This window comes from Terrisporobacter sp. (assembly GCF_017888745.1).
Taxonomy (GTDB): Bacteria; Bacillota; Clostridia; order Peptostreptococcales; family Peptostreptococcaceae; genus Terrisporobacter.
On the sequence record NZ_JAGHFM010000159.1, the window covers coordinates 1 to 5,012 of the forward strand.

The following is a 5,012-nucleotide window of genomic DNA, read 5'->3' on the forward strand; positions in this document are numbered from 1 at the left end:
ACTTTGGTAAATTGCCCAAAACTTGAGCAAGGGTCCCAGGACCTATTTTAGCTGCTCAGCCAGCAGTTTTTGTCATTTGTGTTAATTTTATTTCATCAATTATCATTTTCTTATCCCTTTTTAATTTACTTATTATTTTTAAAAAATCTGTTAGAAATTTAAATTTACTTATAGAAATATTTTATAACAAAATTTTACCTTTGCACACTCTATTATGACAAATGGTTTTAAATTATTGAAAAAATTTATAAATAAATACATAATTTGATGTGAAATTTATTATAAATTTGTAAAACAATTTGTTATATAAATTATTAAATATAACCTAGATATTATAATTTATCCGATTACATTCGCTTTTTATTGAAAATATTTAAACTAAGCTATATAATTTTATATAAGATGATAATTTGAAAATATTTTAGTACAAATTACATAAAAATTGAAATATAAATGTCTTTACAAATTTAATAATAAATCACAGAGAAATTTACTACAATTTGTTATTCAAATTAAAATACGATTCTAAATAAAATTCTTAACCATTTGTTATGAATTTGTAAACAATTACTTATAAATTCCTAAAGGAGATGTACTAATGAAAATCGTAAGTTTTTTTAATGTAAAAGGAGGGGTTGGAAAAACTACCCTAACTATTTTAACTGCCATAACTCTTAGTAAAGAAGGGTCTAGGGTATTAATAATAGATGCAGATACTCAAGCAAATTTAACTCAATTTTTATATAAAGTATCCCATAATGATAAAACCATGTTTGATGGACTAGCTGATAACTTAAGTGCAAATGAGCTAATAATTAAATCTCCAACTGACAAATATAAAAATATAGATATAATACCATCAGATCTTTCACTTTCAGTACTTAGTGAATATTTAACTACTAAAACAAATCGTGAAAAATCTGTTTGGAGATGGTTTAAAAGCAACATTGAGATATTAAAAGAATACGACTACATATTTGTAGATTTATCTCCATCATACGATTTAATTGCTAGAAACTTTATGTTAATTTCTGATTCTATTATTACTCCTATTGCTTATCAAGATATAGCAAGTATTAGAGGATGTGAGCTATTTTATTTAAAATATAATCAAGATTTAGAAGATATGGAAATGGAAAACAATGCAAAAAGGGCAGTAGTTATAAACTCTTTTACTTCTAGAAAATTATCTACAGGAGATATATTCTTCGAAAAATTAAACGAATTTGATGATATAAAAAGAGATCTTTTAGAGTCTAAAATATCAGATACTACAGTTATTAAAAATGCAATTTTATGTAAACTTGACATAGAGGATTATTGTAGAAAAATAAAGAAATCTCATAAAGTAAGAGAAGAATTTAAAGAAGTTATAGATGAATTAAAAGAAAGGGATGTGTTATAGTGGGACTAGATAAATTTTTAAAAGATGACATAAATGAAAAAGAAGAATTGGTAATTGCTAAAAAAGATTATAAATCTAGAGTAAATAATATGGTTAAATCCTCTTTTGAAAGAGAAAGTTTAAATTTATTAAATATGGAAAAAGAAGAAATAAGCGCTAAAAAAGTTCCTATGAGTATTTACTTCAACAAAGAAGATTTAGACTTATTAAAGGCAATTGCTTTTGAAAAAAATACTACAGTAAATAAGATACTTATGAATATTATAAAAGAGCCTCTAGGAGTTACTAGAGATAATTTACCTTTAAACTTTGATGTGGAAAGTAAGGCTTTAGAATACGAAGAAAAAAGTAAAAGAAGAAAATAATTTATAAATAAAATTAATCAAATAAAAAAAGCTATGAAATTTAAATATATATTTCATAGCTTTTTTTATTGTAAGGAAATTATATGTTATCTAATTTGTAGATAACATATAATTTCCAACTTTGTTACTTGAGCAACGGACGCAGTCGTTGGCGACATGAAGTGGAGCGTCCACGCAGTGGCTTAAGCGAAGCGAATTTTTTACACTATACATTTTTATAAAATTAACTTTTATTACTTTGAGGATGTGACATTTTTGGGACACCCTTTATATAAGGTATTTTAAGTAAAAAAGAATTTGTTTATAAATTTATAACAATTGGTTAACAATTTCTTAATAATTCATAAAACAAATATACTAAAAAGTCCAATAAAATTTGTATACAATTACATTATCTAATTATAGAAACTATTAGACATTGTATTTTATTACTTGAACAGTTTATATCTTATTAAGAGATTTTTCTCTTTTAGCACGTATTAAAGTACTTTTACTAATTCCAGTCATAAGACATACTTCTTTATAAGAATGTGTCTCAAGTAATTTTAAAGCATGTGAAATTTGCTTTTTAGTAAATTTTTTAGGTCTGCCTTCTCTATAATCATCATTTGCTTTAGCCAACTCCCTTCCTGCTGAAGTTCTTTCTACAATCATTGATCTTTCAAACTGAGAAAAAGCAAGTAGGCATGTAATTATTAAATCTCCCATGGGAGAATTTTCTATAAGACCCATATTCAATATATGTATATTAATTTCTCTTTCTTGTAAATTTTTAATAATGTCCAATCCTTCTTTTGTACTTCTGCATAACCTATCTAATTTTGTAGTAACTAAAGTATCTCCTTTTTTTAGTTTATCTAATATTTCATTAAACATAGGCCTGTGAGATTTAATTCCACTAATTTGTTCTTTATAAATTAGTGCATTTTCATATCTTTCTAAAATTTCTTTTTCTTGTAGCTCTAAAGAGTTATTATCTAATTGGCTTTTTGAACTAACTCTACAGTATCCGTATATCATACTATATCCTTTCTATTTCTATATTAAAATATATATTACTTTTAACACTATATTTTGACACCTCATTATATATTAGAATATCTTATAAAAAATAAAGGTGTCAATATGTATAAGTTTTGACACTTAAATTGATTCACACAAAAGTCTCTATTTATTTTTATATGTAACTTTTGACTATAATTAACTTTAAATATAAAAATAATCTTTATAGCAATTAATTTTAGTAAAAAAATAAAAGCACCTCATTTCTAAGATGCTTTTATTAATTTATATATTTTTATTAAAATTAAAAAAAAAGACACATGATGTGCCTTTTTCACGAACATATATATATTATAATATAGTTACGTTTTCTGCTTGAGGACCTCTAGCGCTTTTAACTATATTAAAGTTTACTTGTTGACCTTCTTCTAATGATTTAAACCCATCAGTTTGTATTGCTGAAAAATGTACGAATACATCGTCTCCACCTTCTACTGATATAAAACCAAATCCTTTTTCATTGTTAAACCATTTTACTATTCCATTTATCATTAAAAAATACTCCTATAAACCTATTCCTAGGTTTTTCCTAATTTATTTGTGTATCTCTACAAATATTATTATAGCACATATAAAAAATAATAGATAGTGTTTTGAATGTTTTTATATTTTTATTTATTTTTTGTTCGTTTTTGTGTTTAGCAATTTATTTTAAAAGTATCAGTATCTATTTAAATCAAAAATAAATTAAAGACTGATAAAAATCAGTCCTTAATTTATTACCTCTTTTTCAATTAATATATAGCATTTGAAATTTCCATTACATATTTTAAAACATTACCCTCATTATCTTTAAAATATAGAGTTTTCTTAGTTGCCCTTTTGTCAATATTTTTGCAGTTTTTTAATGAATAAGTATTATATGGTGTTATTTCATTACAAAGTCTATCTTCTAATTTTTGTAATATATCCCCAGAGTATTTACCTTCTAATTCAAAGGTTTCTATCTTATTACCATAAAGCTCTTTAAAACTAACTATACACTTCATTTTTACTCCTCCTTATTGAACATATTAAGTAAAAATTCTATAAGTATTGATTAAAACCTTTTTAAATCTAACTTAAATATATGAGGTTACTAAAAAAGTAACTAAATTTAGTTACTGGTAACTAAAAAATGATGAAAAGTAACTAAAATTTTTTAGATTTAGTTACTGCATAAAATATAGTATTTGCAATATATACAGCTATTTTTATATATTTGGTAACTAAAGTAACTAAAAAAAATAATATTATTTTATATATTTTGTATGTTGAAAAAAATCTTCTCGCGTAAGACATGGTTTTTTTTATTTTAGTTACTTTAGTTACTTTAGTTATATAATATAGCTAAAATATAGTAATTTCAATGGATTAAGCTTGGTAACTAAAATTAAAAAAATTTAGTTACCTTTTAGTTACTTTAGTTACTTTTTTAGTTACCAAGAATATATGTTTTTAAAAGCACAAAAAAAGAGCCTTTAGGCTCTTTAGTTAAATGGAATAACATTATCTAAAATTTCCTCAAACTCATGGTCTTCTGGGAATATATTATCCATTTCTAGTTTTTTAATTTCATCTATTTTTAATATAAACATCTTTTTATTTTTCATTATGTAAGTTGGTATTTTGTTTTCATCTTCAGTTAGTACTTTTCTTTTTACTGCTTTATAATGTTTTTTAGGATCTGTATCTATTACATAAGCAGATTTTGAAATCATTTTAGTGAAAGTTTTATAATCTAATAGCTTTTCATTTTCACCTTTATAAAGTTTATAATATTTATTTAGCTTGTCATAAATAGTTTTAAAATCAAAGGCTATTGTATTAGTATTAGATAATATTCTAAAATGAATTCCTTCTTCTATACGAATAGTTTTATCTTCAATATATGCAAGGTGATTAATCTCTTCTAATATCTTTTCGTATTCGCTTTTAGAGCCACTTTCATTTTCTTCTAAAACATTATATTTTAAGTTATTAACTATAATATTTGCTGCTTCTTGTAGATTTATTATTTTTTCTATGTCTACACCAAGATCTTCAAATGTATCGTATAAAAGTTGTAAACCTAAAATTGTATAAATAGCTGTATTTACTTCCCTTGAGTTTGATATACTTAGTTTTTCATCAAATTTATATTTACTTTTAGCAATTGAGTATTTTATATCTAAAGTTTCATCTACAAAATTATTTAAAAC

The 5,012-nt window shown here is 23.5% G+C and carries 6 protein-coding genes; 2 read left to right on the forward strand and 4 right to left on the reverse strand.

Annotation, left to right across the window (positions count from 1 at the left end; all coding sequences use genetic code 11):
- Positions 1–598 precede the first annotated feature (598 nt).
- The gene (locus tag J7G74_RS07735) at positions 599–1,405 is read left to right on the forward strand and encodes a ParA family protein (RefSeq protein WP_297133769.1); all 807 of its coding nucleotides are present in this window, start codon (positions 599–601) and stop codon (positions 1,403–1,405) included.
- Positions 1,405–1,770, forward strand: a complete 366-nt coding sequence (locus tag J7G74_RS07740; protein WP_297133771.1) for a hypothetical protein — start codon at positions 1,405–1,407, stop codon at positions 1,768–1,770. Before J7G74_RS07735 ends, J7G74_RS07740 begins: the two co-directional genes overlap by 1 nt.
- A gap of 441 nt (positions 1,771–2,211) precedes the next feature.
- On the opposite strand, the gene J7G74_RS07745 is transcribed toward J7G74_RS07740, so the two are convergent.
- The 4 genes from J7G74_RS07745 to J7G74_RS07760 all read right to left on the reverse strand — a co-directional run.
- On the reverse strand, positions 2,212–2,790 hold the full coding sequence (locus tag J7G74_RS07745; protein WP_297133773.1) for a recombinase family protein: 579 nt from the start codon (positions 2,788–2,790) through the stop codon (positions 2,212–2,214).
- A 333-nt stretch (positions 2,791–3,123) separates the two neighbouring features.
- A complete protein-coding gene (locus J7G74_RS07750) occupies positions 3,124–3,324 on the reverse strand; it encodes a cold-shock protein (RefSeq protein WP_297133775.1) in 201 nt (66 codons plus the stop codon).
- Positions 3,325–3,566: 242 nt separating this feature from the next.
- Positions 3,567–3,821, reverse strand: a complete 255-nt coding sequence (locus J7G74_RS07755; protein WP_297133776.1) for a hypothetical protein — start codon at positions 3,819–3,821, stop codon at positions 3,567–3,569.
- A gap of 480 nt (positions 3,822–4,301) precedes the next feature.
- The coding region (locus tag J7G74_RS07760) for a hypothetical protein (RefSeq protein ID WP_297133777.1) at positions 4,302–5,012 on the reverse strand (711 nt) is incomplete at its 5' end.